Source organism: Porcincola sp. LCP21S3_C12, assembly GCF_052118625.1.
Lineage (GTDB): Bacteria > Bacillota > Clostridia > Lachnospirales > Lachnospiraceae > Porcincola.
Window position 1 is genome coordinate 1 of record NZ_JBQKGW010000024.1, and the last position, 26,047, is coordinate 26,047.

A 26,047-nucleotide genomic window follows, 5' to 3' on the forward strand; every position below is an offset into this window, starting at 1 on the left:
TACTGACATCTCTTATCCCTTTTACTGTTTAAAGGTCAGTTCCTTAAATAAAACTTTTCAGAACTTTCAAGGTTGTTTCACTGTTCAGTTATCAAGGTACTCACATCACCGGTCAGGCTTACTTGTTTAATGAAGTTTGCTTCTCATCGGCGACTTGAATATAATACCATCTGACAATTCGGATGTCAACATGTTTTTAAATATTTTTTATTTTAGTTATTGTCATTTCTGAATGCAGATAACAGAAACAAATAACCACCATAAAGAAACAAGCTGGATCCTTGTCTTGATGATTGCAAATACAGCTTCGGTAAAAATGCTGCCGAAGCTGTATTTGCATATTCATTCAATTCCTTATGATATATCCATTTACCTGTCGAATGGACTGCATCACTTATCTCTCCAAATAATTCTTCCCTTATCCAGGTCATATGGAGAAAGTTCAATTGTAACCTTGTCCCCCGGCAGAATACGAATAAAATTCATCCTGAGCTTTCCGCTTATGTGGGCGAGCACGACATGTTTGTTTTCAAGCTCGACCTTGAACATCGCATTTGGCAGCTTCTCGAGGACGGTTCCTTCTACTTCGATAACATCTGATTTCGACATGTTGTCTCCCCCTTCATCTGTCTGACTGATTTCGGCTGTATACTCTCTTTATATGGATCAGGTCACTGTCTATCTTTGCTTCGTTCAGGAGATCACGAATCTCCGGTGTCACATTATAAATCAGCTGCAGATGTTTTTCATTCTTTCTCTTTGGTTTATTGACATGTGAATGGACGCCATCAGCAGCCAGTAACATTCCATTTCGGGCTCCCAATACAATATAAAGTCTGTCTCTGTCATGTCCGGCTTTTGATATTCCCAGGCATGGCAGAACTTCCGGATGATCCTTCTTCACTCCAGATACCTCCTGCATCTATATTCCCTCAGCCCACGTACGGAATATATGGTTTTGTCAGAGACAGGATCTCCGGGTCACCCTCTGTTATCAGTATGGTGTTCTCATAATGAGCCGCAGGCTTTCTGTCAGCCGTCACAACGGTCCAGCCGTCATCAAGCCAATCCACCTCCCAGGTGCCCTCTGCAATCATCGGCTCAATTGCAAGTGTCATTCCCGGAAGCAGTCTGATTCCTCTTGATTTCTGATGAAAATTAGGCACTTCAGGATCCTCATGCATCTGTGTCCCGATTCCATGTCCAACCAGATCTCGAATCACGCCATATCCAAAATTTTCTGCATAATCTCCGATTGCATTGCTGATTTCATGAAGATGATGCCCAGCCCTGGCATATTTTATTCCTTCAAAAAAGCTTTGTCTTGTGACATCCATCAGCTTCTGTTTATCGTCGGAGATCTGCCCAACTGCAAATGTCCTGGCGGCATCTGAGTGATACCCCTTGTAGATCAACCCGCAATCCAGCGAAATAATATCGCCCTCTCTCAGAATACGGTTTTTTTTCGGGATACCGTGAACAACTTCCTCATTCACGGAAGTACAGACAGCAGCCGGATACCCTTCAAAATTAAGAAAGCTCGGGATTCCTTCCTGTTCTCTGATCAGTTTTCGCGCCTGCATATCGATCTCCCAGGTGGATACACCTGGTCTGATCAACTGTTCCAATCCTTCGAATACTTTTTCAAGCCGATGGTTGGATTCTCTCATCAGCGCAATCTCATGTTGTGTTTTGATTGATACTGCCATATTGCTGCTCTCCTTCAACCCGTTCAGGAAACTCTGTCAGATGTACGCAGCCACTTTCTTCAGGCTTCGCCTTTTTTTGATAACTCACCACAGATCTCGCTGAATACTTCTTCCATGGGCTTCATACCATCAAATGTTCTCAGGCATCCAGCCGCCTGGTAATATTCAATCAGGGGCTGTGTCTGCTTATGATAGACATCAAGCCTCTTTTTCACAGTCTCCGGCTGATCATCTGCACGAACAATCAGTTCTGCGCCGCATACATCGCAGATCCCATCTTTCTTTGGTGGATTATACTGTACATGATATGTTGCACCGCACTTCGGGCACACTCTTCTACCACTCATGCGCCGGATAATGTTCTCATCCGCTACCTCGATATCGATTGCATAATCAATCTCCGTACCTTGCTTTTTCAAGGCATCTGTCAGAGCATTCGCCTGGTTCAGCGTTCTTGGAAACCCATCCAGGATATATCCACGTTTGCAGTCATCCTGTGAGAGTCTGTCAGTCACAAGATCCAGTGTAAGCTCATCCGGAACAAGAAGTCCCTGATCCATGTAAGACTTTGCCTTTTTTCCAAGGTCAGTCTGATTCTTGATATTCGCTCTGAAGATATCTCCTGTCGAAATCTGAGGGATACCGAATTTTTCAGAAATGAACTTAGCCTGCGTTCCTTTCCCTGCTCCTGGTGCCCCAAGCATAATAATCTTCATTCTCTGCTCCTTTTGTCTTTAAACAACACAAAGTGTGCCCCTGTCCTGGGGGACAAGAAGCACACTTTGCTATGAATGTTTATGAATATCGTAAATTCATAAATTACTCACTGAGAAATCCCTTGTAATTTCTGACAACCATCTGGGACTCGATTTGCTGAATGGTTTCCAGGACGACTCCAACAATAATGATTAATGATGTTCCACCAAAGGAAACATCAGCATTGAAGACGCCATTGAAGAAAATCGGGATGACGACAACAATCATCAGGCCGACAACACCAATAAAGATGATGTAATTCAGAATCTTATTCAGATAGTCGGATGTTGGCTTTCCCGGACGGATTCCAGGAATAAAACCACCTTGCTTTTTCAGATTGTCAGCTACTTCAATCGGATTGAATGTGATTGACGTATAGAAATACGCAAAGAAAATATTCAGTACAACGTACAAGGCGAGTCCGATCATATAAACCGGATGAGAAAAATCAAACCAGTTATTCTGATTCAGAATGCCAAGCACAGTTGCTGCAATCCCACTTGCTGATTTTCCAACAAAACTAAGAATAATGGAAGGAATAGACATCAGCGATGAAGCAAAAATAACAGGGATTACGCCGGCAGTGTTGACCTTCAGTGGAATGTTGGATGACTGCCCAGCAACCATTCTTCTTCCCTGGACCTTCTTGGCATATTGTACCGGAATCTTTCGAACCGCATCATTAAGCAGTACAGTAAGAGCAACCGTCAGAAGGATGATGGCTGCAATAATGACAGCTGCCATTCCGCCTTTAGCAATCGATTTACCGCTAACAAACTGCTGCCATAGCGCTGTCATGTCCTGTGGCAGCCTTGAAACAATATTAATCAGAAGGACGATCGAAATACCGTTCCCTACACCGTTCTCAGTGATCCGTTCACCGATCCACATGACAAATGTGGATCCTGCTGTTAATGCAAAAATAACCGTAATCACACTCAGGAAATTATAGTTTCTGATCAGTCCACTGCGTCCAAAGCCCACCGCCATGGCAACACTCTCGAACAGAGAAAGTCCGACAGTCAGGATACGAGTGATCCTGGTCATCTTTTTTCTTCCATCTTCACCATCCCGGTGCATTTCTTCCAATGCCGGGATAGCGATTGTGAGAAGCTCCATGATAATGGATGCAGTAATGTAGGGTGTGATGTTCAGCGCAAACACAGACATCCGTTCAAATGAACCGCCTGTGAATGCACTGAAGAAACTGAATGCACCATTATTCTGCTGACTGAACCACCGGCTGAAATAAGTCCTGTCAACTCCCGGTACCGGGAGCTGAGATCCGAACCGAATGAGAATCAGCATCATAAAGGTATAAAACAGTTTTTTTCTGATGTCCTTTATCCGAAACATGTCGCGTAAAGATTTAAACATCAGATCACCTCTGCTTTTCCACCTAACTCTTCAATCTTTGCCTTCGCTGATGCACTGAACGCATTCAGAGATACATTCAGCTTCTTTGTCAGCTCGCCATTTCCAAGAACCTTTACGCCGTCCTTCGGATCACGGATGATCCTCTTTTCAAGCAGTGCTTCAACGGTCACGTCAGAGCCATCCTCGAATTTCTCCAGATCACTCAGATTGATCGTCTCAATGACAGCACGTCCGACATTCTTGAACCCTCTCTTCGGAAGTCTGCGATACAGAGGCATCTGACCACCTTCAAACCCAATTCTGGGTGCTCCGGAACGTGCCTTCTGACCCTTTGTGCCTTTGCCAGCAGTCTTATCGCCGCGGCCCTTTCGGAATGAGCCGCTGGTGACAGATCCTGCAGCCGGCTTCAGAGTTGATAAATCCATAAGTGTACCTCCTCTTAAGCTTCTTCAACTTTCACGAGATGAGAAACGTGAGCGACCATTCCTCTGACCGCTTTGTTATCCGGCATCTCAACTGTCTTGTGCATTTTGTTGAGCCCAAGAGCCTTCACGGTTGCTCTCTGCTCCGGAATCGCAGCAATCGGAGACTTTACAAGCGTGATCTTTAACTTTCCAGCCATAAAGCGTAACCTCCTTAAGCTAAGACTTCGTCAACGGACTTTCCGCGGAGACGAGCGACATCCTCAGGACTCTTCAGGCTCTTCAGTGCTTCAAGAGTTGCAAGGACTACATTCTGCTTGTTATTAGAGCCAAGCGACTTCGTACGAATATTACGGATTCCGGCAAGCTCAAGAACGGTACGTGCAGGACCGCCTGCAATAATACCAGTACCTTCCGGTGCCTTCTTCAGAAGGACAGCAGCACCGCCGAACTTTCCAATGTAATCATGCGGAATGGAACTATTCTGATCAAGTACAACTGAAATCAGATGCTTCTGTGCATCTTCTCTTCCCTTGCGGATTGCATCCGGGATTTCTGTTGCCTTCCCAAGACCAGCGCCAACATGACCATTGCCGTCACCGACTACTACCAGAGCAGCAAAACGCATGTTGCGGCCGCCTTTTACAACCTTCGTAACACGTTTGATGGCCACGACCTTGTCATTCAGCTCAAACTGGTTCGGATCAATGATCTCATGTCTCATTGTGTCTTCTCCTCCTCCTTAGAAATCCAGCCCAGCTTCTCTTGCTGCATCAGCAAGTGCCTGGACCTTGCCATGATAGATGTAGCCCGCACGGTCGAACACAACTTCCTTGATGCCCTTTTCCAGAGCTCTCTTGGCAATTGCAGTTCCAACAGCCTTGGCAGCCTCAACATCGTCAGTCTTCTCGAGGCTTTCCTTTACATCCTTCTGAAGAGTATTGGCAGACACAAGCGTTGCCCCTGTCTCATCATCAATGATCTGCGCATACATGTTTTTATTACTTCTGTAAACAGCAAGACGCGGTCTGGATGCGGTTCCGCTGATGCGGTTACGAATTCTTCTATGCTTTTCTTCGCGAATCTCAGCTCTTGATTCTTTGCTAACCATCGTGCACCCTCCTCCTTAATTATTTCTTACCGGTCTTACCGACTTTGCGTCTGATCACTTCAGTCTCATATTTGATACCCTTGCCCTTATATGGCTCAGGTTTTCTCTTCTCTCTGATCTCGGCTGCGTACTGACCAACCTTCTCCTTGCTTACACCGGAGACGATAATTTTATTTCCGTCCACCTTTGTCTCAATTCCATCCGGATCATCCATTTCAACCGGATGTGAATATCCGAGGCTGAGGGTTAACTTCTTGCCCTGCTTTACAGCACGATAACCGACTCCGTTCACCTCGAGCGTCTTGCTGAAGCCGTTCGACACACCTTCAACCATATTGTGAATCAAGGTTCTGGTAAGACCGTGCAGAGATTTCTCTCTCTTCAAATCATTTGGTCTGGAAACAAGAACCTCGTTGTCCTTCACCTCAATTGTAAGCTCCGGGACAAACGTCCTGACAAGTGTTCCCTTCGGTCCCTTGACTGTTACAACATTTCCATCTGCAACACTTACGGTAACACCCGCAGGGATTGCAACCGGCAGTCTTCCTATTCTTGACATGCCTCTTCCTCCTTACTTAGATTCTCGGAAGGCAGTTCGTCTCAGACGCTTGCCTTCTGTTTTCAGTAATATCTTGTTACCAGACAAACGCAAGGACTTCGCCGCCAACATGCTGCTTTCTTGCTTCCTTGTCGGTGATAACACCTTTGTTAGTAGACACAATAGCGATCCCAAGGCCGCCAAGGACCTTCGGCATATCCTCGCTTCCAGCATAGACACGAAGACCCGGCTTTGAAATTCTCTTGATACCGGAAATGATTCTTTCGTTCTTATCCTTGCCGTACTTCAGCGTGATATGCAGATTCTTCTGAACCCCTTCACCTGTGATTTCGTACTTTGCAATATATCCCTCATCCACCAGGATATTGGCAATTGCTGTCTTCATTTTTGAAACAGGTACATCTACTGTATCATGCTTAGCCATATTCGCATTGCGGATTCTTGTAAGCATATCTGCGATTGGATCATTCATTGCCATGTTAGTATCCTCCTTAGACTTGACGCGACAAATAGTTGTTTCTTCGAATATTACCAGGATGCCTTCTTGACGCCCGGGATCTCGCCTTTATAGGCAAGCTCACGGAAACAGATTCTGCAAACGCCATATTTCTTGAGCACGGAATGCGGGCGGCCGCAGATGCTGCAGCGTGTGTATGCTCTGGAAGAGAACTTCGGAGCGCGCTGCTGCTTAAGTTTCATAGAAGTCTTCGCCATTGAAAATGTCCTCCTTATTTCGCAAACGGCATATTGAAGAGTCTCAGAAGCTCACGACCCTCCTCATCTGTCTTTGCCGTCGTAACGAAAATGATATCCATACCTCTGACCTTGTCTACCTTATCATACTCAATTTCAGGGAAGATCAGCTGCTCCTTGATACCAAGTGCATAATTTCCTCTTCCATCGAATGCATTCGGGTTTACACCACGGAAGTCACGGACACGGGGAAGTGCAAGATTGACAAGACGATCCAGGAATTCATACATTCTGTCACCGCGGAGCGTAACCTTGCAGCCAATCGGCATGCCTTCACGGATCTTGAAGTTTGCAACGGAATTCTTTGCCTTTGTCTGAACCGGCTTCTGTCCCGTGATGATTGCCATGTCGTTCATTGCGGACTCAAGGACTTTTGCATTCTCCTTTGCTTCTCCGACACCCATATTCACGACAATCTTGTCAAGCTTCGGTACCTGCATGACATTCTTGTATCCGAACTTCTTGGTAAGTTCCGGTACAATCTCGTTTATGTACTGCTCTTTTAATCTGCTCATCGTTCTCCTCCTTTCCCCGATTAGTCAATAACCTCGCCGGTCTTCTTTGCAACGCGGACTTTTTTGTCCCCGTCCATCTTGAAACCGACCCTGGTAATCTCACCCTTTACAAGAAGCATAACGTTGGAAGCATCAAAATATGCTTCCTTGTTGACAATGCCTCCCTGCGGAGCACCTGCAGATGGCTTCTGGTGCTTCGTCACCATATTAATACCCTCGACAAGGATCTTGTCGTCCTTGAATCCAAGAACTTTTCCCTCCTTGCCCTTATCCTTGCCGGCGATGACTCTGACCATATCGCCCTTTTTAATCTTTCTCATGTTATCCTCCAATCCGTATGCAGATCATCTCTGCCTTACGCTTGTCTCTATCAAAGTACTTCCGGAGCAAGAGATACAATCTTCATGAATTTCTTATCACGAAGTTCTCTTGCGACAGGCCCGAAAATACGAGTCCCGGTCGGAGTACCATCGTCCTTGATAACAACACCCGCATTCTCATCGAAGCGGATATAAGAACCATCCTTGCGGCGTACACCCTTGACAGTGCGGACAACGACTGCTTTGACAACATCGCCCTTTTTCACAACGCCGCCTGGCGTTGCATCCTTAACCGCACAAACACATGTATCGCCGATGCCGGCATATCTCCTGGTTGAACCACCCATTACGCGGATCACAAGAAGTTCCTTGGCTCCGGTATTGTCCGCAACCTTCAGTCTAGTTTCCTGCTGTACCATTCCACGAATCCTCCTGATTATTTCGCTCTCTCAATGATCTTGACGAGTCTCCATCTCTTATCCTTGGACAGCGGTCTGGTCTCCATGACACGGACGGTATCACCGATATTTGCCTCGTTGTTCTCATCATGAGCCTTCAGTTTGTAAGTTCTCTTGACAATCTTTTTATACAGAGGATGTTTTACATGGTCCTCAACCGCAACAACGATCGTCTTATCCATCTTATTGCTGACGACGTGGCCTGTACGGGTCTTTCTAAGATTTCTCTCTTCCACGGATATCTCCTTTCAATGCACAGTTACTGTGCGCTTCCGGAAGCAAGAACCGTCTGGATTCTGGCAATGTTCTTGCGCACTTCTTTGATCCTGCTTGTGTTGTCCAGCTGATTTGTAGCGTTCTGGAATCTCAGGTTGAACAGTTCCTTCTTAGCAGCTACAAGTTCCTCGTTAAGCTCCTGAGCTGACTTGCCGCGCAGCTCCTCTACATACTTTTTACTCTTCACTGTTATCACCGCCTTTGATACCTTCGCGCGTAATGATCTTGCACTTGCAGGGTAACTTATGCATTGCAAGGCGCAGCGCCTCTCTAGCTACTTCCTCAGATACCTCGCCCATCTCAAACAGAACACGTCCTGGCTTGACGACCGCCACCCAGTACTCAGCGGTTCCCTTTCCGGAACCCATTCGTGTCTCTGCCGGCTTTGCAGTAACAGGCTTGTCAGGGAAAATCTTGATCCATACTTTTCCGCCACGCTTGATATAACGGGTCATAGCGACACGAGCTGCCTCAATCTGGATGGAATTGATCCAGCAGGGTTCTGTTGCAACCAGTCCATATTCACCGTAGGTAACCGTTGTTCCTCTGTTGCACTTTCCTGCCATGGAACCACGGAACTGTTTACGATGCTTTACTCTCTTCGGCATTAACATTATTTATCGCTCCCTTCTCTCTTAGACGGAAGTACCTCGCCTTTGTAGATCCAAACCTTTACGCCAAGCTTCCCGTAAGTTGTATGTGCCTCTGCAAAACCATAATCGATATCGGCACGGAGCGTCTGAAGCGGGATGGTTCCATCGGAATAGAACTCCTTGCGGGCAATTTCTGCGCCATTGAGACGGCCTGCAATTGCAGTCTTGATACCCTTGGCCCCAAACTTCATGGTTCTCCCCATAGCGCCCTTCATCGCGCGTCTGTAGGAAATACGATTCTCAAGCTGCTGAGCAATGTTTTCAGCTACAAGCTGCGCATCAAGATCTGGTTTCTTAACTTCCTTGATATCAAGGACAACCTTCTTGTCGGTCAGCTTCGCAACCTCTGCCTTGGTCTTCTCGATCTCTGCTCCCTGCTTGCCAATCAGGATTCCCGGCTTAGCTGTATAAATGGAAATCTTGACACGGTCAGAAGCACGTTCAATCTCGATTCTTGAAATTCCTGCGGAATACAGTTTCTTTTTCAGGAAGGTACGGATTGTATTGTCTTCCTTCAGGTTCTCAGAAAAGCTCTTCTTGTCAGCGTACCAGATTGAATTCCAGCCATCGATAACGCCGACTCTCATTCCATGCGGGTTCACTTTCTGTCCCATGATATCCTCCTTATTTCTCGTTCAGAACGATGGTGATGTGGCTCATTCTCTTCAGAATGCGGTATGCCCTTCCCTGAGCTCTCGGCTGGATTCTCTTCATAATCGGGCCTCTGTTCGCATAGCACTCATCCACATAGAGGTTATCACGTGACATGCCTTTATTGTTCTCGGCATTCGCGATCGCGGATTTCAGAAGCTTTGCAATCACTTCAGATGCATATCTTGGGTTGTATGTGACAATCGCAAGTGCCGTATTTACATCCTTGCCTCTGATCGCATCAAGCACGAAGCAAGCCTTCTGTACTGGAACTCTTGCATATGAAAGTTTTGCTGAAGGTCTCTCATCCCTCCTGGCGTTTCTCTCTCTCTTTACCTGAGATCTATGTCCCTTAGCCATAGATGTACTCCTTTCGTGAACTCACACTGCCTTCCTATGAGGTCTCCCTCAGGCCCATCCGGCAGTGCGCAGCGCCCTCCTCGGGCGAACTTACCCTGGGCCTGACAATGATTCTTCCTACGCTGTTATCTTACGGAGCTGGAGCTCTCCGACTTGTGTCCTCTGTAGGTTCTGGTTGCGACGAACTCACCGAGCTTGTGTCCGACCATGTCTTCGGTGATATACACCGGTACATGTCTTCTCCCATCGTGGACGGCAATCGTAAGCCCAACCATAGACGGGAAAATTGTGCTGCGCCGGGACCAGGTCTTGATGACTGACTTCTCGCCGGATGCGTTCATCGTATCAACCTTCTTCAGAAGGCTTGCATCAGCAAACGGTCCTTTTTTAAGTGAACGAGCCATTCTTATCCTCCTATATCACGCTGCAATCAGCTGATTGCCTTTCCGTTTCTTCTTCTCACGATCATCTTGTTGGAAGCCTTCTTGTGCTTTCTGGTCTTCAGGCCAAGAGCCGGCTTGCCCCAAGGTGTGCATGGTCCCGGACGTCCGACAGGTGCCTTTCCTTCTCCACCTCCATGTGGATGGTCGTTCGGGTTCATAACGGATCCACGGACAGTAGGTCTGATGCCCATATGGCGGATTCTTCCAGCCTTCCCGTAATTGATCAGGTTATGTTCGATATTTCCAACAATGCCGATTGTGGCTCTGCACTCCGGCGAAACCATTCTCATCTCTCCGGACGGAAGGCGGAGCGTAACATACTTTCCTTCCTTCGCCATCAGCTGTGCACCGTTGCCGGCCGATCTTGCCATCTGCCCGCCATGATGCGGATTCAGCTCAATATTGTGAACCATCGTACCGACTGGGATCATCGAAAGCGGCAGACAGTTTCCTGTACGAATTTCAGCCTTCGGGCCATTCATAACAGTCTGTCCAACCTTCAGTCCGTCCGGTGCAAGAATGTAAGACTTCGTACCATCGGTATAGCAGATCAGTGCAATGTTTGCTGTTCTGTTCGGATCGTATTCAATTCCGATCACCTTCGCCGGAATATCATCCTTGTATCTCTTGAAGTCAACGACTCTGTATTTTTTTCTGTTACCGCCGCCTCTGTGGCGAACCGTAATTTTACCCTGGTTGTTGCGCCCTGCGTTCTTGTTCAGGGAAATCAGGAGCGACTTTTCCGGTTTCTGCTTTGTGATCTCACTTTTGTCAGATCCGGTCATGTTTCTTCTGGATGGTGTATATGGCTTGTAAGTCTTAATACCCATGACTTCAATCTCCTCTCAATCAATCAGGCCGGATTATCGCGCCGGCCCTGCGCATAAGTCTTCTTGGTATCCTCAGGATCAGAGTCCCTCGAAGATCGTGATGTCCTTGCTGTCCTCAGTCAATGTGACAATGGCCTTCTTTGTCTTAGCGGTCTTGCCATATGCCTGAGCCATTGACTGGCGCTTATTCTTTGCCTGAATATTCAAGGTGTTGACCTTGGCGACCTTTACATCATCGAACATCTTCTCGACGGCTTCCTTGATCTGGGACTTGTTCGCCTCCGGGTTCACAAGGAAGGTGTACTTCTTGTCTCCCATAGCAGCCATGCTCTTCTCGGTTACTACCGGCCTAAGGATTACGTCATAATATTTGATATCAGCCATTATGCGTATACCTCCTCAATCTTCTTGACAGCATCTCTCGTGACGACGACATTGCCGTACTTCAAGATGTCATAGACGTTGATGGTATTTGTCAGAGCGGTCTTTACGCCAGCAAGATTTCTTGCGGAAAGAATCACATTCTGATCATTCTCGTTCAGGATTACAAGCGCTCCCTCAACCTTCAGGCTGTCGAGCACATTCTTCATATCCTTTGTCTTGATCTCCCCAAGCTTCAGCTCATCGAGCACATAAAGCTTGTTTTCCTGAACACGGGAGGTCAGAACGCTCTTCAGAGCAGCTCTCTTCTCCTTCTTGTTCATGGAGATGGTATAATCACGCGGAACCGGGGCAAACACAACGCCGCCGCCCGTGAACTGCGGAGCTCTCGTTGAACCCTGTCTTGCATGACCTGTGCCCTTCTGTCTGTACGGCTTTCTTCCACCGCCAGATACCTCCGAGCGGGTCTTGGCCTTCTGAGTTCCCTGTCTGTTTGCAGCAAGCTGCTGCTTGACAGCCAGGTGTACCAGATGCTCATTCACTTCAACGCCGAACACTGCATCGGAAAGTTCGATGGTGTCGACCTGTTTGCCTTCCATATTGTAAACTGATACGTTAGCCACAGTGATATCCTCCTTTCTGTATCGGTCCTGATCACTTCAGATCAGTCTTTGTCGTCTCCTTCAGCGTGACGAGCGACTTCTTCGGTCCCGGAACCGCTCCCTTGACAAGGATCAGGTTGTTCTCCGGATCGACCTTCACAACAACGAGGTTCTGGACTGTGACCTGGTCAACACCCATGCGGCCCGGCATTCCTTTACCAGGGTATACACGGCTCGGATCGGAAGATGTGCCGTTGGAACCAGCATGGCGATGATACTTGGAACCATGCTTCATCGGTCCTCTGTGGTTTCCGCACTTCTTAATGGAACCCTGGAACCCATGTCCCTTTGATACGGCCGTTGCATCGACATGATCGCCTTCCGCAAAAATATCAGCCTTAATCTCATCCTTTACATTGTAAGAGTCTGCCTTCTCAAAGCGGAACTCTCTCAGGTACTTCTTCGGGTCTACGCCCGCTTTCTCGAAGGCACCTTTCTGCGGCTTCTTGACAAGTTTTTCCTTCTTGTCCGCAAAGGCAACCTGAACAGCTGAATAGCCGTCATTCTCGGTTGTCTTGATCTGTGTCACGACACACGGTCCCGCCTGAAGAACGGTTACCGGAACAAGGCTTCCGTCTTCGTTGAAGATCTGCGTCATACCTACCTTTGTAGCTAAGATAGCTTTCTTCATGTTTTACCTCCTGTCAGCTACAGCGGATCGCTTTCGCGATCATCCTAGGAAAGATGCTGATTTATGCATCTCCTGCCGGGATTTGAACATCAGTTGTTCTTCATCTTGATATCAATATAAACGCCAGCCGGCATCTCAAGTCTGGAAAGAGAATCCACCGTCTTCTGTGTCGGGCTGGTGATATCAATCAATCTCTTGTGCGTTCTCTGCTCAAACTGTTCTCTGGAGTCCTTGTACTTGTGGACTGCGCGAAGAATCGTCACAACTTCCTTCTTTGTCGGAAGCGGGACCGGTCCGCTGACCTGAGCGCCCGTCTTCTTGACAGTCTCGATGATCTTGCCGGCCGACTGGTCAACCAGCTGATGGTCATAAGCTTTGAGTGTGATACGCATTACCTGTTTTGCCATAAAAAAAGTCGCCTCCTATTTCGCACTTTTTCTGCAGGACCTACGTCCTTACGTTTGAAGTACGACAAGCGGTGACTGTACACGCTTCCGGGCGTTTCCATCTCCCGGCCAGACAAAAAAGCCTTTTCAGGCTTTCTGACAGACGGGAACAACCCGTTGTTTCCGCATTCACGGACCTACTCTGTACAGTGACTTGTCGTCAGTCTGAAAACTTGACATTCGCTCCACGGAAAACCTGCGGAATCCCGCAGCAACCTCACGCTTCAACGCTATCAAGGTCACAACAGTTGAATTATATAAGAACACCCTTCTTTGTGCAAGTTTTATTTATCTGCCCTTGTAAAAAATATGTACTTTTTTTAATACATATCCGGGCAACTGTCCGATGAACCGTTCTGTTTCGATCTGCGCACATTCTTACGCGCAGATTTTTTCCAAAGGAGCCCGTCTGCTGTGCGGGCCCTTTACCTTTTCATTCTCTGCCCTTCCACCTTTCCTGCCGTGCTTCACTTTTAAAGTGCGTGCACGGCTTCGGCCATCTGCCGAACATATTCCCTCACCGGTTCTTCCGCTTCCCTCCCGTATTCCGCAATCAATCTGACGATGGCAGACCCCACAATTGCTCCATCTGCAATGGCTGCCATATCCGATGCCTGCCTCGGCGTGCTGATTCCGAACCCGATGGCTGCCGGAAGGGCTGTGACCTCACGGATCTGCTCGACAATCGTCTTCAGATCCGTTGTAATCTTCTGTCTGACCCCCGTGACGCCCATGGATGAAACAACATACAGAAAGCCTTCCGCATTGGAGGCAATTCTCTGAATACGCTCTCTGGAAGTCGGAGCGATCATAGAAACAATCGCAACCTGATGTTCAGCCGCAATCCCGGCACATTCATCTTTCTCTTCATATGGCAGATCCGGAATGATTATACCGCTGATTCCCACCTCTGCGCAGCGGGTAAAAAAGCGCTCATAGCCATAATAAAAGACGATGTTCAGGTATGTCATAAAAACAAGCGGGATATCTGTCTTCTTTCTCAGGCTTTTCACCATCTCAAATACTTTGTCAGTGGTTGTCCCGCTTCTGAGGGCTCTGATATCTGCTTCCTGGATAACGACTCCCTCCGCGATCGGGTCAGAGAACGGAATCCCGATTTCAATCAGATCCGCGCCGGCTTCTGCCATCGCAAGAATAAAGCGCTCTGTTGAAGCAAGGTCCGGATCACCCGCAGTTATAAATGGAATGAACGCTTTTCCATTACCGAATGCATCTCTTATTCCCTTACTCATCGATCTTCACTCCTCTGTAATTTGCAACGGAAGCAACATCCTTATCCCCGCGCCCTGATAGGCAGATGATAATGACTTGATTCTGGTCCATGGATGGTGCAATCTTTCTGGCATAGGCTACTGCATGTGCACTCTCGATTGCCGGAATAACGCCCTCCTTCCTGGATAAATACTCGAACGCCTCCACGGCCTCCTCATCCGTTACTGCGACATACTCAGCCCGGCCGATGCTGTGCAGGTACGCATGCTCCGGGCCGATCCCCGGATAGTCCAGCCCTGCAGAGATTGAAAACACCTCATCAATCTGCCCGTCTTCATTCTGGCAGAAGAGTGACTTCATGCCATGAAAAACACCTATCTTGCCTGTATTGATAGTAGCAGCGGTCTCTCCGCTGTCGATTCCCTTTCCAGCCGCCTCGCAGCCAATGAGTCTGACATTTTCATCAGGGATAAAATTCCAGAACATTCCCATTGCGTTGGACCCCCCGCCAACACAGGCCATCACGACATCTGGCAGCTTTCCTTCCTTCTCGAGGATCTGAGCACGTGCTTCCCTTGAAATGACCGACTGAAAATCCCGGACGATCATCGGGAATGGATGGGGGCCCATCGTCGATCCGATGACATAGTGCGTATCCTCCACGCGGCTTGCCCACTCACGCATCGCTTCATTGACTGCATCCTTCAAGACCTGGGATCCTGTTTTGACATGGTGAACCTTCGCCCCAAGAAGTTCCATTCTGTAAACATTCAGCTTCTGCCGCTGGCAGTCGCGCTCCCCCATGAATACTTCGCATTCCAGCCCCAGCAGCGCTGCCGCCGTGGCGGTTGCGACGCCATGCTGACCGGCACCTGTCTCTGCGATGACCCGTGTCTTGCCCATCTTCTTAGCAAGCAAAACCTGCCCCAGGCAATTATTGATCTTGTGCGCCCCGGTATGATTCAGATCTTCCCGCTTCAGATAAATCTTCGCGCCTCCCAGATCCTTTGTCATCTTTTCCGCGAAATAAAGCCTCGACGGCCTTCCGGCATAGTTGTTCAGAAGATCCTCCAGTTCAGCACAAAAACCGGGTTCCTTCTTATAATAATTATATTCCTCCTCCAGATGAATCAACTCATTCATCAGTGTCTCGGGCACATACTGCCCGCCATATTCTCCAAACCTTCCATTCGGATTTGTCATGACTGCCTCCTGTCTCTGTCCGCTGGCAAGCCTGCATCGTTCTTCTGACACTCATTTTATCTTACAGGTTTATATCCGACATTATCACACATTCATCTCCCTGACCCTGCTGACCAACTGTCTGACCTTTTCCTCATCCTTGCGACCGTCTGTTTCGACCCCGCTGCTGACATCTACCGCATAAGGGTGCAGCAGTCTGACCGCCTCCTCAACATTCTCTGTATTCAGCCCACCTGCAAGAAAGAACGGCCTGTCCATATTCTGAATGTTTCCCCAGTCAAATGCCTGCCCGCTCCCCTGTCCGCCGTCCAGCAGTACATCATCCGCCGCACATGCCTCGGCCTGATAGATATCTGCCGCCGAGTGAATCTGAAAGGCCTTCATGACTCGGATTTCCGAAGGAATCAATTGCCTCAGGCCTGAGATATAACGCTCATCCTCGCGCCCATGGAGCTGGACGATATCAATCAGCTGCCTGCGGACAATCTCCGCAATCAGCTCCACAGGCTGATCCACAAACACGCCAACCCTCCTGATCCTCGGATGCAGCAGCTTTGAAAGCTTTCCCAGCGTGTCAGCCGGGACATACCGCCGGAACCGGCTGCAGCAGATAAAGCCTGCGTATTCCGGCTGACACAGGTTTACGATGCGGATATCCTCCTCTGACCTCAAGCCGCAGATCTTGATCTTCGTTCCGCTCATTGTGCATCATCCTGCCCTTTCATTTCCTGTCTGGCAAAGACTCTTCAGTTCCCGAAGCACAGCCTTTCTGTTCGGGCTTCTCATCAGTGTCTCCCCGATCAGAACTGCATCCGTCCCGTTTCGGTAAAGCCGGGCCACATCTTCCGCTGTCCTGATCCCGCTCTCCGACACAAACAGCACATCCTTTGGAACCAGCTTCCGGAGTCTCGAGGAATTGTCGATATCCACTGTAAAGTTCCGCAGATCTCTGTTATTTACCCCTACAATCCGTGCGCCTGCATGGATCGCCCGGCTGATCTCAGACGCATCGTGCGCTTCCACAAGAGCAGAAAGACCAAGGCTGTCTGCAACCTGAATATAAGACCGGATCTGCTCCGTCTCCAGAATGGCACAAATCAGGAGAACAGCGGAAGCGCCCAGGATTTTCGCCCTGAAGATCATGTACGGATCCACGGTAAAATCCTTTCTCAAAACCGGAATTCGAACCTGACTTGAGATCTCACGCAGATATCGGTCATTTCCAAGAAACCACTTTGGCTCTGTCAGGCAGGAAATGGCTGACGCACCGGCATCCTCATAATCCAGTGCAATTTCACGGTATGGAAAATCCGGTGCAATCATTCCCTTTGACGGTGAGGCCCGCTTGATCTCACAAATCATGGACATCCCATGCTTTCCGATTGCCTTCTCAAATGGAAAGCCAGTATCGTTTTCCATATTCTCTGCCTGCCGGCGTACTTCTTCCAGCGGAATCCTTTTTTTCTCTTCTTCTGTCCGGTATTTTGCATAATCGGCCAGCTGCTTCAGTATATTTTCCATCAGTGCAGCCCTTTCATCCTCAGCTCACGGATTCCTTGATATAGCTTTCCATCTTTCTGTATGCTTCGCCGGAATCAATGAGCTTCTCTGCCTTCTTGACACCTTCTGCCATTGTTCCAACAGTCCCTGTGACATATAAAGAAAGTCCCGCATTGAGAAGAACACTGCTTCGTTTCGTTCCCTGAATGCTTCCATTGAGGATTCCTCTTGTGATCTCTGCATTCTCCTGAGGAGTTCCTCCAACCAGCTCTTCCTTCTTTCCCCTCACAAGTCCCAGCTCCTCTGGTGTGATGACACTTGTCCTGTAATAACCATCTTTCAACTCACAGACAGTTGTCGGTGCTGAAGCAGATACCTCGTCCAGTCCATCCTGTCCGTGGACCACAAGCGCATTCTTCACACCCATCCGGTCAAGCACCTTTGCAACAGGCTCAACCAGATATTCGTCATATACCCCCAGAAGGAAGTAGTCGGGATTCGCCGGATTGGTGATCGGCCCAAGAATATTAAACACGGTTCTGAATCCGAGCTCCTTCCGGATCGGTCCGACGTATTTCATTGCACTGTGGTACTGCTGGGCAAACAGGAAACACATGCCCACCTTCTGAAGCAGATCCAGAGCCTTTGCAGGATCCTGATGAATATTTGCCCCGAGTGCTTCCTGGCAATCCGCCGTCCCGCAGAGAGAGGATGCCGCACGATTTCCATGTTTCGCAACCTTCACCCCACCGGCAGCGACCACAAACGCACTTGTCGTCGAGATGTTAAACGTATGCGCCCCGTCCCCTCCTGTTCCGACAATTTCCAGAACCTTCATTCCCGGATGCGGTACAGGGGTCGCCTGCTCGCGCATCGCAACTGCACAGCCCGATATTTCATCAATTGTTTCAGCCCTGGTGCTTTTCGTGGATAATGCTGCCAGAAATGCCGCATTCTGGGTCGCCGTTGTCTGTCCTGTCATGATTTCTTTCATGACACTGTACGCTTCTTCGTACGTCAGATCTCCTTTGTTTACAATCTTCATAATGGCTTCCTTAATCATTTCGTCCTCCTCAGCCCATCATTCGATTACATTCCGCAAATATCCATAAAATTCTTCAGGATCTGTCCTCCCTGAGGTGTCATGACGCTCTCAGGATGAAACTGCAGCCCGTAGAGGTTTTTGTTTCCGTCCTCTATGGCCATCACTTCTCCATCCTCCGACTTTCCCGTTACGGTGAGCCCTGTTCCGGACAGAGAACTTTCCTCGACCGCAAGTGAATGGTATCGCGCAACCTTTATATGCACCGGCATTCCTTTGAAGAGCGGGCTCTGAACGTCGATCCGAACCACTGACTGTTTGCCATGGACAATTCGCTTTGCATACCCGACCATTCCGCCACATGCGACTGCGATCGCCTGTTCTCCCAGACAGACACCCAGGATCGGACAGGTCCCACCCAGTTTTCTAACCACCTCAGGGCATATGCCTGACTCCTCCGGTCTTCCAGGGCCGGGAGAAAGGACGATTCCGGATGGTGCCATATTCCTGATATCCGGGATCGTGACAGCGTTGTTCCGGACAACTCTGATGTCTGGAGCCAGACTGCCCAGCATCTGGTAGAGGTTGTAACTAAAACTATCAAAGTTATCGATCAGAAGAATCATTCTTCCACCTCCTCTGCCATTCGGATGGCATCGATGACTGCAGAGGCTTTATTCATGCACTCCTGGTACTCCTGCTCCGGAATGCTGTCTGCGACAATTCCGGCACCGGACCTGACAAATACCTTTCCGTTTTTTTTGTAGGCCAGCCGGATAGCGATGCAGACATCCAGATTTCCACTGAAATCAACATACCCGACAGCGCCACCGTAAAGCCCGCGCCTGTCTCCTTCAAGCTGGCTGATCAGCTCGCAGGCACGGAACTTCGGCGCTCCTGAAAGGGTTCCTGCTGGCAGAACCGAATCAACTGTATCAATTGCCGATACGTCATCTCGCAGCACCCCGCTGACTTCTGAGCCTATGTGCATCACCTTGGAATACCGGAGGATGTCCATGTAACGCTCCACACGGACGCTGCCAAACCTGCACAGGCGCCCAAGATCATTTCTTCCAAGATCGACCAGCATATTGTGCTCCGCACGCTCCTTCTCATCCGCGAGGAGCTCCCGTTCAAGCTGCTCATCCTCCTCAGTTGTACGTCCCCTTCTTCTTGTCCCTGCCAGAGGGAACGTTCTGACTTCTCCATCAGTGACCTTCACAAGTGTTTCTGGGGATGCGCCGGCAATCTCTACATCATTTCCGGAAAAGTAAAACATATACGGAGAAGGATTTGTCGTTCTCAGGATTCGGTAGGTATTGAAAAGGCTGCCTTCATACGCTGCCTGCATCGGATTGGAAAATACAAGCTGGAAGATATCGCCCTCGTGAATATAATGCTTGATTTCCTCCACTTTCTTTGAATACTCATCCTTAGAGAGTTTCGGCCTCAGTGGTTCTTTCAAGTGTCCCTTCTGAATCCTTTTAGGCTTCCCGAACCGAACAAGTTTCTCCATCTCTTCCAGTAAGAGGACAGCCTTGTTATATTCCGTCTCAAGGTCGGCAGTCCGGATGTTGACGATGAGCAGCATCTTCTGTTTCAGATGATCGTAGCAGATCAGTTTATCGAAAAGCATCAGATTTACATCATCAAAGTGCTCATTGTCTTCTGCAGCCAGCCGGAGCTCCGGTTCTCCATACTGCAGGTACTCATAAGAAAAATACCCGATCAATCCTCCAGTCAGTGAAGGAAGTCCCTCAATCTGAGGCGACCTGTTATCCTGTATGACTTTTCGAATAACATCTCCGGGATGTCCGATTGTTACATGGATATCACCACCCGAGCGGATCGTCAGTTCATGATCCTTACAGGAGAGTTCCATAGAAGGATCATATCCAAGAAATGTATATCGGCCCCATCGTCTTGCGTCCTCACAGCTTTCGAGCATGAAACAATGCTCTGATACATTCATGAGCGCCTTCAGCGTCTCCACAGGAGTCCGAATATCCGAAAGCAGTTCACGTGTGATTGGTACTCTTTTGAAATCTCCAAGCGAAGCACGCCGCCTGGCCTCGTCGATGCTTGTCTGATTCATAACCCTCTCCTCCTGGACTTCCTGTTCGCTCCTGTTGTCACCGCTCATACCCATGGCCATCTGCGCACATATGCCTGTTGCAGGCGCACGGTAAACTCACTTTCAATAAAAAAATCCCTGACAGATTCCACTTGAAATCTGTCAGGGACGATTGAATCGCGGTGCCACCCTGCTTTATGGATATATAAAAATATCCATACACTCTACGAGATACCAACATATCTCTGGCTACTGACGTAAGCCTTACGTAGCACGATACTAAAGAAACAGAACGCTTCTTGTTCTCTGCTCCCTCTGCGGGCCATTTAGATGACATAACGCTGTTATCTGCTGCAATCGCAGCTCCGGACTGTTTTGTGTCTGCATTCCACCACGGCAGACTCTCTGTGCCAGCATATCCGGCTTTATCTCCGCTTCATCGGTTTATTGTTTTTAAGTTGTACGTAGAATACTGCGAAACTGTTCGGCTGTCAATCCTTTTTTATCAGGTTATTCTCGTCCGTTCATGTCATGACGGGATATTTTTGCGAATATCATGATTACCGTGTTAATAGTCCGTCACCACGCATGCCTGCTTGCAAGTAGTGGCTGGACTTTTGACGCTCATATCATCTTATGTAAAAAAAGGACATCCACAAACATGGATGTCCTGTCATGGAGCATATGAGATTCGAACTCACGACCTCTACAATGCGAAGGCCTCCGATGACCCGCCACGATTGACTAGGATTGCGCTAGTTTGCGTGTTTCTCAGTTCGCCATCCGCCAGGATTGTGTTCTCCTATCGTATCGTTTCGTATCATGCCGAAAAAATGTTAGGAAAATGTTAGACAAACCCACTTTTTACAGTGATTCTTTGGAACAGACAGGGTAATCGCAGCCTGACTTGCATTATCCTATCACCATTCCATCTGAAACTTTGAAGTCACTTCTCTATCAATTCAATTCCCCATCCAGCCGCAAGGCACAGAAGTACTATTCCAAAAAGGAGTAAACAAACGAAGCCTGCATCTACAAAGGCAAGTAGCACTCCGGCTACCATCAATAGGATTCCATAAATTAATGAATACTTAACTGCCTTCTTCTTCCTGGCTCTTTTTATTTCCTTCTCTTCTTTCTGCATCCGCAATTGTTCCATGCGGATCATCCGATCAGTCTCGGCTCTTGTAATGTCGGCTTCATTGACATTATGGATGGTATATTCATGATTCGTATCGATGAACAGCTTTGCACCACAATAAGTGCAGTATGCCTCCGTTCTTCCCTTCTCAATGCTTAAGTTCGCCCCACATTGCGGGCACTTTAGCAGAATCATCTCAGCCATGGCGCAGCTCCCTGATGAAAAACTTTCTCTTACTCTCTGTCTTGCGCTTCTCATCTATTCTATAAGATGAGAAGCGTCAATACAGTTATTTGACCATCGTCTTATCCTCTCAAGGAAGCAAGAAGTTCATCTGTGATGTCTGTGTTCTCCTCCAGGCCTTTGTCTCGCTCATACTGCAGGATCATGTTATTTGTCTTCTTACCAGCTACTCCATCAGGAGTACCACAGTCATATCCCTTTTCATTCAGCAGCGTCTGAACTTCTTTGATGGTCTCCTTGTCCGTATATACTTTCTTCCAGTCAATGCTGCCATCATCGTTAATCTTCAATGTCAGCGGCCCGATGGTAGTCAGCTGTGAGAATGACTCCTGATCAACTACATCAAGATTCAAAGTTATATCTGACACGGAGTCTACACCTGCGTTCTTAAGATCAGTACCGTACAGATATACATCCTGGGTCTGAGTCTTTCCTGAAGCGATTTCAAAATAGAGTCCGAGCTGAATCATCTGTCCATTCACGTATGAGTCCCTGCTCGAAACAGCAATGTTCCGATGAGTCAGATTCTGTACTCTGAGTTTTAGTACATCACCGTCCAACGCATCAGGTGCATCCTTCTTATACCCCAGGCAACTTACTACATACCCGTCCTGATTATATAGTTCATATTCTTGCTGGACATTTACGTTGTCCTTATCAAGTTCCTCTGGAGCAATTGAGTAGTTCATACTTACAGTACTTGTATCCGTAGCTGTCAGCGCTGTAATAATGTTTTGGGTCAATTCCTGCTGCTGTGAAGCTGTCAGGTAATCGGATGTTCTAATCAGGCATGTTCCGATTACTTTGTGCGAGCCAGAAGACATAGCTGTTCCGTCATACGTTGCCAGATACTCTTCCCTTTTCTTTGCATCGTCACTATTGGCAAAAATTTCTATTGCTCCACCGCCTACTGTACCTACTTCTATTACATCATCGCTTGTAATGTAATTCTTATCTCGGTCAACCTGCTTATCTGTAAAATAGATACACCCAATATATCCACCTGGTTTATTCAGTTGTCCGTTTGGATCATGATCTTCAGTAACCGCAGCCATATCTGTAATGGTCTGAACCAGCTTTAACCGTTCCATGACAAAATCATCAGTCGGCGCAGTCACCAGATCATTGCCTTCTTCAGAATCTTCTTTCTCTGCCTTTTCCGTGGAAGCCTCTGCAGAAGTTTCTGCTTCAGTTTCGGAGGTATTGTCTGAAATTCCCAGCTGTTCATCAATGGCTTTCAAACGTTCGGCCAGCGTCTCACCCTTCTTACTTGTAATTCCTATTTCTTTTTCCAGTGCGGTAATCCTCTCGATTGCTGTTTTATCAGAATTATCGATGCCAAATGTTTTTTCAGCTGCAGCGATGTCTGAATTTACATCTGCCAATACAGGCATCGAAAACAATAATGAACCGCACAGTGCCATAACAACAATCCGCTTCATACTATTGATACCTCCCATAGATACTTGTTTGAATATACAGCAATTTTAAATCAATATCCTAATATTGTCTATTTGCATCCTGTATAATTCCAGTATTGTCGATTCAAATTATTGCACAAATCGCCACCATCCGCTTCGGCTTGGATGATGCCTTATCTCTTCAGACTATCTTTCTTTAATTTGCAGAGCACTCCCTGCTCCATGACATACAGAACCTTTCCTTCCGCCGTCTCTCCGATCTTGTCGTAGATGCGTCCAGCGCTCATGCTGTCTCCAATTACTGTGCCAATGCTGTTTGCCACGTATCCGATATCGCCGAGGCCTTTCAACCGGACAACAATCGCTTCCTTATCGTATTTATTATCCGGCTCTTTCACTAGCTGAACTGTCATTCCCGGCTTTAAGAACTCTTTCCCGTAATGATATCTGGTACCAGTAAGTGTGAAAAATAGTTTGCTCATATAATTCCTTCCTTTCTATGATTTCCTTGATGACATTATTATCTTCAAAGTGGTGTCCATCCATACGGACAGCTATCAGATATCCAGAGCACGTCCATCCCCAGTTTCAGGCAGGGTGACTGTCTTTCAAGCTTCTCCACACAAAAAAGAGCCAGAGAATCCCGTCTCCGGAATTCCCTGGCTCAGCGATTGCTTCTAATATATGTTATTCAGTTTGTCTGCAGAATGTTGTCCAGTACGACTGCTACATGCTCGTCTACCTTTCTCAGCTGGTGGGCATATACATCCTCGGTTGTTGAGGTTCTGGAATGTCCGAGGCGGTGGCTGACCTCGACTACATCCACTCCCTCCGAGATCAGCAGTGTCGCGGACGTATGTCTGGTCCCGTGGAAGTTGATATCCGGTATATGTCCGCCATACTGCTCGTTATAGTCTTTGATGATCCTGTGGAATCTGTCGCCGACTGAGTCCGGGTAGATTGGCCGGCCCGGATAATCAGGACTGGTAAATACATAGTTCTGATCATAGAGGCTGCCTCTTTTCCCACTCCACAGGTCTCCGGCCTGCATGGAATTCTCCATCTGTTCCTTCTTCCAGCTTTTTAAAGAATCGATGACATCTTTCGAGACCGAGATGGTTCTCTTGGAGGATTTTGTCTTCGGCTCCTTGACGATATAACCCTGATCGACCTTGGCCAGTACCTGATTGACTGATATGGTCCTATTCTCAAAATCCACATCCTGCCACCTCAGTCCGCAGAGTTCTCCTCTGCGCATACCGGTGTGAAGCTCCAGACTGAAGTATTCCCTCCAGACCCTTGGGATATAATATTCTCTTTCATACCTGGGGACAGGATAGTCTTTTCCTGTCTTGCTCAGCGTCCTCCATTGCGGTTTGCACTTATGCCGGTAGGAAAGGTTTAACGCTTTCAGGAAGTCCCTTGCCTGATCGGCTGTCCAGAATCTGATTTCCGGCTTCTCACTCTTCGGTAGTTCACATCGTCTGGCTACATTCTCCACCACCAAGCCCCATTTGTAGGCTTTTGCGAGGATTCCGCTGACAATTGAAAATTCTCTTCTGACTGTCGCCGGAGACAAGCCCTGGTCAAGCATGCCCTTGATTATGTTCTGAAGGTGCAGAGCTGTGATCTTCGCGATCTTCATATTGCCGATTGCCGGATAAAAACGTCCTTTCAGGATAGCCAGGTATGAATCAAGAGTTGACTGGGCAAGATTCGTCGAAGCATAATTGTCCTTCCAGTGAGTGACCAGATCAGCAAATGCCATATGCTCCCCGTCCAGGTACTGGCCATTCTTTACTTCATCCTCAAAGTCGAGGGCAGCTTTTTCAACTTCTCTGCGTATTGCTGCCGTAGTTTTGCCTTTCGGGATGTAGGTCTTATACTTCATGATCTGCTTGCCTGTCAGATCTCTTCCGGCAGAAACCGAGAAGTAGTATTTATCCCCTCTCTTCTTAATCGATGCCATTGTCGCACCTCCAGATTCATAAATCCATGAATTTTATAATCTAAAACGTGTACTATTAAAGTACACAGATTGATGTACTTATACACACATTTTTGACATGCATTCACAGATTCGCTATACTCTATTACATACCAAACTTACTAAGGGGTCAGTATGGCTATTAACAATAAGATCAAAGGAATGCTGCGTGTGTCCGGCAAATCACAGGCAGAGCTTGCCAAATTCATGGGAATCAGTGCCCAGTCACTAAGCAATAAGATGTCGAGGGGATATTTCACCTCCGACGATCTTATCCGCATTGCGCTCTTCTGCAGCTGTAAACTGTCCTACTCATTTTCTGATGGATCTGAGATCATATTTACCGCTCAAGACCTTCATGACACTTCTTCCGACAGCTGATCTTTGTCAGTTGTCCGGACTGCCGTAAGAAAGAGCCTGCATCAGCATGGGAAAATTCACCATGTATCGGGTGCCGCAGTAGATCCCGGGCAGTTTCTTTTCCTTCTGAATCTGTCTAAGATATTTCTCAGAAAGTCCGGAAACCCTTGCTGTTTCCCGAATCGTCATAAAGACCTTGTTCGCATCTTCCTTCGCGAAAACATGGACCTTCCGTCTTGCTTTTGCAGAGACTTCTTTCTCACTTTTCTGCATACCTCTTCCCTCCCTTTCATCCGATCTGGCCGGTCATCAGATTCTCCGGCAGAACGTAGTTTTCCTTATATCCTTGCGCCTTTTTATATCAAAGTACATCTTTACGTGTATTTTATACATGTATTATTTTATTGTCAACTATACTGCGCTGAGTTGTAATCCGAGACGCCAGTTTGTAAGGCGAGATGCTTGTTTGTAAATTGAAAACTGCATATTTGTAAACGAAACGCCAGTTTTGTACACCAGATGCCAGATTT

39 protein-coding genes are annotated in these 26,047 nt (G+C 47.7%); 1 reads left to right on the top strand and 38 read right to left on the bottom strand.

The genetic code is table 11. The features are described from left to right. Positions 1-390: 390 nt before the first annotated feature. From infA to ACTQ1N_RS11205, 37 genes are all read right to left on the bottom strand, one after another. On the bottom strand, positions 391-609 hold the full coding sequence (gene infA / locus ACTQ1N_RS11025) for a translation initiation factor IF-1 (protein WP_154524800.1): 219 nt from the start codon (positions 607-609) through the stop codon (positions 391-393). A 13-nt stretch (positions 610-622) separates the two neighbouring features. Further along, entirely contained in the window at positions 623-904 is a 282-nt protein-coding gene (locus ACTQ1N_RS11030) for a KOW domain-containing RNA-binding protein (protein WP_441956784.1), read from the bottom strand. Between the two features lie 28 nt (positions 905-932). Then, positions 933-1,709 (bottom strand): type I methionyl aminopeptidase, encoded by a 777-nt coding sequence (gene map, locus ACTQ1N_RS11035; RefSeq protein WP_441956785.1) that lies wholly within the window; start codon positions 1,707-1,709, stop codon positions 933-935. Between the two features lie 59 nt (positions 1,710-1,768). Beyond that, positions 1,769-2,425: an adenylate kinase gene (locus ACTQ1N_RS11040; RefSeq protein WP_441956786.1), complete on the bottom strand. Its 657-nt coding sequence runs from the start codon at positions 2,423-2,425 to the stop codon at positions 1,769-1,771. Positions 2,426-2,528: 103 nt separating this feature from the next. After that, positions 2,529-3,842, bottom strand: coding sequence for a preprotein translocase subunit SecY (gene secY, locus ACTQ1N_RS11045; RefSeq protein WP_441956787.1), 1,314 nt, complete (start codon positions 3,840-3,842; stop codon positions 2,529-2,531). Further along, a complete protein-coding gene (gene rplO / locus ACTQ1N_RS11050) occupies positions 3,842-4,267 on the bottom strand; it encodes a 50S ribosomal protein L15 (RefSeq protein WP_441956788.1) in 426 nt (141 codons plus the stop codon). The genes secY and rplO overlap by 1 nt, the downstream gene beginning before the upstream one ends. Positions 4,268-4,281: 14 nt before the next feature. Continuing rightward, positions 4,282-4,464 (bottom strand): 50S ribosomal protein L30, encoded by a 183-nt coding sequence (gene rpmD, locus ACTQ1N_RS11055; RefSeq protein ID WP_154524788.1) that lies wholly within the window; start codon positions 4,462-4,464, stop codon positions 4,282-4,284. 14 nt (positions 4,465-4,478) lie between these two features. After that, positions 4,479-4,988 carry a 30S ribosomal protein S5 gene (gene rpsE / locus ACTQ1N_RS11060; protein ID WP_154524786.1) on the bottom strand — a complete coding sequence of 170 codons (510 nt, stop codon included), beginning with the start codon at positions 4,986-4,988 and terminating at the stop codon, positions 4,479-4,481. Between the two features lie 18 nt (positions 4,989-5,006). After that, positions 5,007-5,375 (bottom strand): 50S ribosomal protein L18, encoded by a 369-nt coding sequence (gene rplR, locus ACTQ1N_RS11065; protein WP_154524784.1) that lies wholly within the window; start codon positions 5,373-5,375, stop codon positions 5,007-5,009. Between the two features lie 19 nt (positions 5,376-5,394). Continuing rightward, a complete protein-coding gene (gene rplF / locus ACTQ1N_RS11070; protein ID WP_441956789.1) occupies positions 5,395-5,934 on the bottom strand; it encodes a 50S ribosomal protein L6 in 540 nt (179 codons plus the stop codon). 76 nt (positions 5,935-6,010) lie between these two features. Beyond that, positions 6,011-6,412 carry a 30S ribosomal protein S8 gene (rpsH, locus tag ACTQ1N_RS11075; protein WP_441956790.1) on the bottom strand — a complete coding sequence of 134 codons (402 nt, stop codon included), beginning with the start codon at positions 6,410-6,412 and terminating at the stop codon, positions 6,011-6,013. 50 nt (positions 6,413-6,462) lie between these two features. Beyond that, complete coding sequence (locus ACTQ1N_RS11080; RefSeq protein ID WP_154524778.1) at positions 6,463-6,648, bottom strand: type Z 30S ribosomal protein S14; 186 nt, start codon at positions 6,646-6,648, stop codon at positions 6,463-6,465. Positions 6,649-6,662: 14 nt separating this feature from the next. Next, on the bottom strand, positions 6,663-7,202 hold the full coding sequence (gene rplE, locus ACTQ1N_RS11085; protein ID WP_441956791.1) for a 50S ribosomal protein L5: 540 nt from the start codon (positions 7,200-7,202) through the stop codon (positions 6,663-6,665). A gap of 20 nt (positions 7,203-7,222) precedes the next feature. After that, a complete protein-coding gene (rplX, locus tag ACTQ1N_RS11090) occupies positions 7,223-7,522 on the bottom strand; it encodes a 50S ribosomal protein L24 (protein ID WP_441956792.1) in 300 nt (99 codons plus the stop codon). A gap of 50 nt (positions 7,523-7,572) precedes the next feature. Then, positions 7,573-7,941: a 50S ribosomal protein L14 gene (rplN, locus tag ACTQ1N_RS11095; protein WP_277067720.1), complete on the bottom strand. Its 369-nt coding sequence runs from the start codon at positions 7,939-7,941 to the stop codon at positions 7,573-7,575. Between the two features lie 17 nt (positions 7,942-7,958). Further along, entirely contained in the window at positions 7,959-8,216 is a 258-nt protein-coding gene (gene rpsQ / locus ACTQ1N_RS11100) for a 30S ribosomal protein S17 (protein ID WP_277067721.1), read from the bottom strand. A gap of 23 nt (positions 8,217-8,239) precedes the next feature. Then, the gene (gene rpmC / locus ACTQ1N_RS11105) at positions 8,240-8,443 is read right to left on the bottom strand and encodes a 50S ribosomal protein L29 (RefSeq protein ID WP_441956793.1); all 204 of its coding nucleotides are present in this window, start codon (positions 8,441-8,443) and stop codon (positions 8,240-8,242) included. After that, the gene (gene rplP, locus ACTQ1N_RS11110; protein ID WP_154524768.1) at positions 8,433-8,870 is read right to left on the bottom strand and encodes a 50S ribosomal protein L16; all 438 of its coding nucleotides are present in this window, start codon (positions 8,868-8,870) and stop codon (positions 8,433-8,435) included. Before rplP ends, rpmC begins: the two co-directional genes overlap by 11 nt. Further along, positions 8,870-9,523 carry a 30S ribosomal protein S3 gene (gene rpsC, locus ACTQ1N_RS11115; RefSeq protein ID WP_441956794.1) on the bottom strand — a complete coding sequence of 218 codons (654 nt, stop codon included), beginning with the start codon at positions 9,521-9,523 and terminating at the stop codon, positions 8,870-8,872. The genes rplP and rpsC overlap by 1 nt, the downstream gene beginning before the upstream one ends. 10 nt (positions 9,524-9,533) lie before the next feature. Next, positions 9,534-9,920: a 50S ribosomal protein L22 gene (rplV, locus tag ACTQ1N_RS11120; protein ID WP_154524764.1), complete on the bottom strand. Its 387-nt coding sequence runs from the start codon at positions 9,918-9,920 to the stop codon at positions 9,534-9,536. A 125-nt stretch (positions 9,921-10,045) separates the two neighbouring features. Then, positions 10,046-10,324 (bottom strand): 30S ribosomal protein S19, encoded by a 279-nt coding sequence (gene rpsS, locus ACTQ1N_RS11125; protein WP_441956795.1) that lies wholly within the window; start codon positions 10,322-10,324, stop codon positions 10,046-10,048. A 26-nt stretch (positions 10,325-10,350) separates the two neighbouring features. Beyond that, a complete protein-coding gene (rplB, locus tag ACTQ1N_RS11130) occupies positions 10,351-11,193 on the bottom strand; it encodes a 50S ribosomal protein L2 (protein WP_441956796.1) in 843 nt (280 codons plus the stop codon). Positions 11,194-11,271: 78 nt separating this feature from the next. Beyond that, positions 11,272-11,577: a 50S ribosomal protein L23 gene (gene rplW, locus ACTQ1N_RS11135; protein WP_441956797.1), complete on the bottom strand. Its 306-nt coding sequence runs from the start codon at positions 11,575-11,577 to the stop codon at positions 11,272-11,274. Continuing rightward, positions 11,577-12,197: a 50S ribosomal protein L4 gene (gene rplD, locus ACTQ1N_RS11140; protein ID WP_441956798.1), complete on the bottom strand. Its 621-nt coding sequence runs from the start codon at positions 12,195-12,197 to the stop codon at positions 11,577-11,579. Before rplD ends, rplW begins: the two co-directional genes overlap by 1 nt. Before the next feature lie 31 nt (positions 12,198-12,228). After that, a complete protein-coding gene (rplC, locus tag ACTQ1N_RS11145; protein WP_441956799.1) occupies positions 12,229-12,867 on the bottom strand; it encodes a 50S ribosomal protein L3 in 639 nt (212 codons plus the stop codon). A gap of 89 nt (positions 12,868-12,956) precedes the next feature. Further along, entirely contained in the window at positions 12,957-13,274 is a 318-nt protein-coding gene (gene rpsJ, locus ACTQ1N_RS11150) for a 30S ribosomal protein S10 (protein WP_154524754.1), read from the bottom strand. A gap of 512 nt (positions 13,275-13,786) precedes the next feature. Continuing rightward, positions 13,787-14,566 (bottom strand): tryptophan synthase subunit alpha, encoded by a 780-nt coding sequence (gene trpA / locus ACTQ1N_RS11155; RefSeq protein ID WP_441956800.1) that lies wholly within the window; start codon positions 14,564-14,566, stop codon positions 13,787-13,789. Continuing rightward, positions 14,559-15,749 (bottom strand): tryptophan synthase subunit beta, encoded by a 1,191-nt coding sequence (trpB, locus tag ACTQ1N_RS11160; protein WP_441956801.1) that lies wholly within the window; start codon positions 15,747-15,749, stop codon positions 14,559-14,561. Before trpB ends, trpA begins: the two co-directional genes overlap by 8 nt. Before the next feature lie 84 nt (positions 15,750-15,833). Further along, entirely contained in the window at positions 15,834-16,451 is a 618-nt protein-coding gene (locus ACTQ1N_RS11165) for a phosphoribosylanthranilate isomerase (RefSeq protein WP_441956802.1), read from the bottom strand. 6 nt (positions 16,452-16,457) lie between these two features. Continuing rightward, positions 16,458-17,270, bottom strand: coding sequence for an indole-3-glycerol phosphate synthase TrpC (gene trpC / locus ACTQ1N_RS11170; protein ID WP_441956803.1), 813 nt, complete (start codon positions 17,268-17,270; stop codon positions 16,458-16,460). A 19-nt stretch (positions 17,271-17,289) separates the two neighbouring features. Next, the gene (gene trpD / locus ACTQ1N_RS11175; RefSeq protein WP_441956804.1) at positions 17,290-18,312 is read right to left on the bottom strand and encodes an anthranilate phosphoribosyltransferase; all 1,023 of its coding nucleotides are present in this window, start codon (positions 18,310-18,312) and stop codon (positions 17,290-17,292) included. Between the two features lie 26 nt (positions 18,313-18,338). Further along, a complete protein-coding gene (locus ACTQ1N_RS11180; protein WP_441956805.1) occupies positions 18,339-18,917 on the bottom strand; it encodes an anthranilate synthase component II in 579 nt (192 codons plus the stop codon). Further along, positions 18,914-20,386: an anthranilate synthase component I family protein gene (locus ACTQ1N_RS11185; RefSeq protein ID WP_441956806.1), complete on the bottom strand. Its 1,473-nt coding sequence runs from the start codon at positions 20,384-20,386 to the stop codon at positions 18,914-18,916. Before ACTQ1N_RS11185 ends, ACTQ1N_RS11180 begins: the two co-directional genes overlap by 4 nt. Before the next feature lie 925 nt (positions 20,387-21,311). After that, a complete protein-coding gene (locus tag ACTQ1N_RS11190; RefSeq protein ID WP_441956807.1) occupies positions 21,312-21,710 on the bottom strand; it encodes a hypothetical protein in 399 nt (132 codons plus the stop codon). 101 nt (positions 21,711-21,811) lie between these two features. Continuing rightward, positions 21,812-23,191 carry a peptidoglycan-binding domain-containing protein gene (locus ACTQ1N_RS11195; RefSeq protein ID WP_441956808.1) on the bottom strand — a complete coding sequence of 460 codons (1,380 nt, stop codon included), beginning with the start codon at positions 23,189-23,191 and terminating at the stop codon, positions 21,812-21,814. Between the two features lie 152 nt (positions 23,192-23,343). After that, complete coding sequence (locus tag ACTQ1N_RS11200; protein WP_441956809.1) at positions 23,344-23,652, bottom strand: HIRAN domain-containing protein; 309 nt, start codon at positions 23,650-23,652, stop codon at positions 23,344-23,346. Positions 23,653-23,861: 209 nt separating this feature from the next. Continuing rightward, entirely contained in the window at positions 23,862-25,139 is a 1,278-nt protein-coding gene (locus tag ACTQ1N_RS11205; protein WP_441956810.1) for a tyrosine-type recombinase/integrase, read from the bottom strand. 180 nt (positions 25,140-25,319) lie between these two features. On the opposite strand from ACTQ1N_RS11205, the gene ACTQ1N_RS11210 reads away from it, so the two are divergent. Continuing rightward, on the top strand, positions 25,320-25,538 hold the full coding sequence (locus ACTQ1N_RS11210; protein WP_441956812.1) for a helix-turn-helix domain-containing protein: 219 nt from the start codon (positions 25,320-25,322) through the stop codon (positions 25,536-25,538). 6 nt (positions 25,539-25,544) lie between these two features. Here the strand turns inward: ACTQ1N_RS11210 and ACTQ1N_RS11215 are convergent, their stop codons facing one another. Further along, complete coding sequence (locus ACTQ1N_RS11215) at positions 25,545-25,790, bottom strand: hypothetical protein (protein ID WP_441956811.1); 246 nt, start codon at positions 25,788-25,790, stop codon at positions 25,545-25,547. Positions 25,791-26,047: the final 257 nt, after the last annotated feature.